This window comes from Capnocytophaga sp. G2 (genome assembly GCF_035282625.1).
Lineage (GTDB): Bacteria > Bacteroidota > Bacteroidia > Flavobacteriales > Flavobacteriaceae > Capnocytophaga.
On record NZ_JAYKBU010000036.1, the window covers coordinates 1 to 2579 of the forward strand.

Annotated in this window: 2 protein-coding genes and 1 pseudogene; all 3 read left to right on the forward strand. The window is 32.7% G+C overall.

Features of this window, described 5'->3' with window-relative positions; translation table 11 throughout:
* A pseudogene (locus VJJ03_RS11450) lies at positions 1–456 on the forward strand (hypothetical protein); the annotation flags it as partial.
* Between the two features lie 227 nt (positions 457–683).
* On the forward strand, positions 684–1712 hold the full coding sequence (locus VJJ03_RS11455; RefSeq protein WP_323975694.1) for an AHH domain-containing protein: 1029 nt from the start codon (positions 684–686) through the stop codon (positions 1710–1712).
* The gene (locus VJJ03_RS11460; RefSeq protein ID WP_323975695.1) at positions 1709–2353 is read left to right on the forward strand and encodes a hypothetical protein; all 645 of its coding nucleotides are present in this window, start codon (positions 1709–1711) and stop codon (positions 2351–2353) included. Before VJJ03_RS11455 ends, VJJ03_RS11460 begins: the two co-directional genes overlap by 4 nt.
* The last annotated feature ends 226 nt before the right edge of the window (positions 2354–2579 follow it).

Below are 2579 nucleotides of genomic sequence, written 5' to 3' on the forward strand. Positions count from 1 at the left end.
AAAGATACTTTTATCATCATCGCAAGAGTAGGGATTGTTTGTCTTTCTCAAAAGGATGGTTCTCTTATTTGGAAGTGCAATTATTATGCTCGGACTATGGAAATTGTAGGACATTATGGCTATGTATGTACTAGCCTGTCTTTCTATCGTGTTGATTTAGATACAGGAGAATCCTATGATTATGATAGAGAATATGCCGCTCTTCCTGATTTCAAATACAATGGAAAAAACTATCTACCTGCAGGTCATAGGGTAGTATATCATAAAGGACTATTATGGTATAGAGTGTATAGCTCTGGGGATTCTTTTATCATTGCTATAGACCCTGAAACAGCTAATTATCAGTGGATTCATAAAGTAGACACCTATGAAAAGGTTAATGATATAAAATTTCATGACGATAAGATGTTTGTTACAGATACAGGCTATAACCTTTTTATCTACGAAGAGGAATAGATAGTTAATAGAAGTAGTAAATAGCCTATTTACAAAGTATAATAAAAATAGATGCCTATACTGAGCCAAATATTTTTATTTTATGTAGCTTACTACTATCTTCTTATGGGGAGATTCACACTATAGGTAAAGATTTTAAAGAAGTTACCGATAAGCCTCTGCTTCCTCCTGACCCTGATACCTTTGCAGATGGTCGGAGGTTTGTCTTTAGTGCGCAAGCGAGCTACTTGCAACTTTTCTCAGAGGGGACAGGGATTGTAACGACTCTGCTAAAAACAGGAGAAGTAGAAGAAAATGTATATTTAGACCAGCCTACAGAGGAATCCTATATTCAAGCCCCAGGAGTGATTACCGGAAGTACAGAGGTGATCGCACAGAAGGTAACCGATATTACTTCCTTAGCCACAACGGTATATAGTATAGTGGTTAACAAACAAGTACGTCATGAACTTAAAAAACAGTTCATGGCCCTTAAAAAGCAAATAGGAGAAGACCCTCAAGCCCTTTATCCGATATTCAAAGAAATTGTTCTTACCACTCTCAGTGGCAACACCTCTGAGGAATGGGCTTCCATCACGGAAGCAGATACTGATGCCGGCAAGCGCTCCCACCTTGCCACACGAGGAACAGGCAATGTGATTGTTAATGCTGTGGCAGGAACTCAATTGGTAAAAGAACTCCCTGAAATAGGGAAAAAACTCGCGCAAAAAGCGAAAGAGATTAAAGGAATAAAACTGATAAATTCTTTAAGAAGATTTGATGTTGCAGGAGAGTTTGCCAAGGGGAAAAAATTAGTAGAGCAAACAATAGAATGGGGTGAGAAGAAGATTAAATTGGTTTGGAAGAGGATAGGAAACAAGATAGATTTTGGAGATAGAAATATCCTTGCTAAGATATTAGGGACTACAGATAATATAGAAACACATCATATTATTCCTTGGAATATATGTGAAAATAATGAAATTGTGAAATTGGCAGCTTTAGATGGTTTTCATCCTAATATGTTAGAGAATGGTATAGGACTGGAAAAATATACTAAACTTATTGGAGAAGGGTTACATGGAAATCATCCTGCTTATGATAAATATGTAAGATCTAAGTTAGAAAATTTTGTGTTAGAAAATCCAAATATAACACCAGAACAAGCAAATAAATTCTTACAAGAAGAATTAATTCCTGATTTAAAAAGAAAAATCATAGATGCAAAAAACTCAGGAATGAACCTAAATGAATATTTTAAAAAAATTAATAAATGAAATACTTTACTATAGATGAATCTATTGACTTAGATATTATTGGAGAATATCCGCAAGTATCTCCAACAGAAAATTGTGTATTAGGCTCTCCATTCTCCAATAAAAGACTTTCTTTTGGAGAGATTCCTAATAAAATACCTTATTTAGAATTAGAGTTTAATAAAAGGGCTAAAAAAACAGATCTATTGAGTTCTTATAATTCACACTGGGGAATTTTGATTAATAAGAAAATAAAAAGGATTCTTGTAAACTTTAATATCCCCACTTCTAAATTTTACTCTTTTATCTTATTGGAAAATAGAATAATTGTAAAAAATTATTATCTATTCCGTTTTTACGATGATATTTTCCAATATATAGATATGAAAAAATCAAAATTCATACTAAAGTGGAGAGATGTTACTCAAGAATTCTATTTTACATCAAAGGATTTCTTTAAATCAAAAAAGAAAAAAACTTTTGAAGATTTTGAAACAGAGCTCATAATAAAAGAAGTTTACCTATTAAATTCTTTCCCCAAATATGATATATTTCATTTTGAGGGAAGAAATATTATATCCGAAAAGCTATTAAATGCTTTTATAGAAAACAATATAACAGGCTATGAAGTATCAGGGTATAATGTTCTAAAATTGGAGTAAGAGATATTTCTCTAATTGGGAACATTAGAGTAAAGAGACTTTTTGTTATTTCACAATATTGGACAAAGTTCAGAGGGGGAGAATTCCAGATAGGGTATGCTAAGCAACTTATAGCCGAAGGAAAGACCATTACCTTTGAAGTAAGTAGTCACTCAAATGACCTACATCGTATATATGATATAAAAGTTGAATATTTTGTTAAAGGAGAGTCAAAAACAAAACTCTT

What these genes read in the sequence shown, in the direction of transcription:
- VJJ03_RS11460 (WP_323975695.1), top strand. Translation starts at nt 1,709, where the DNA reads ATGAAATACTTTACTATAGATGAATCTATTGACTTAGATATTATTGGA.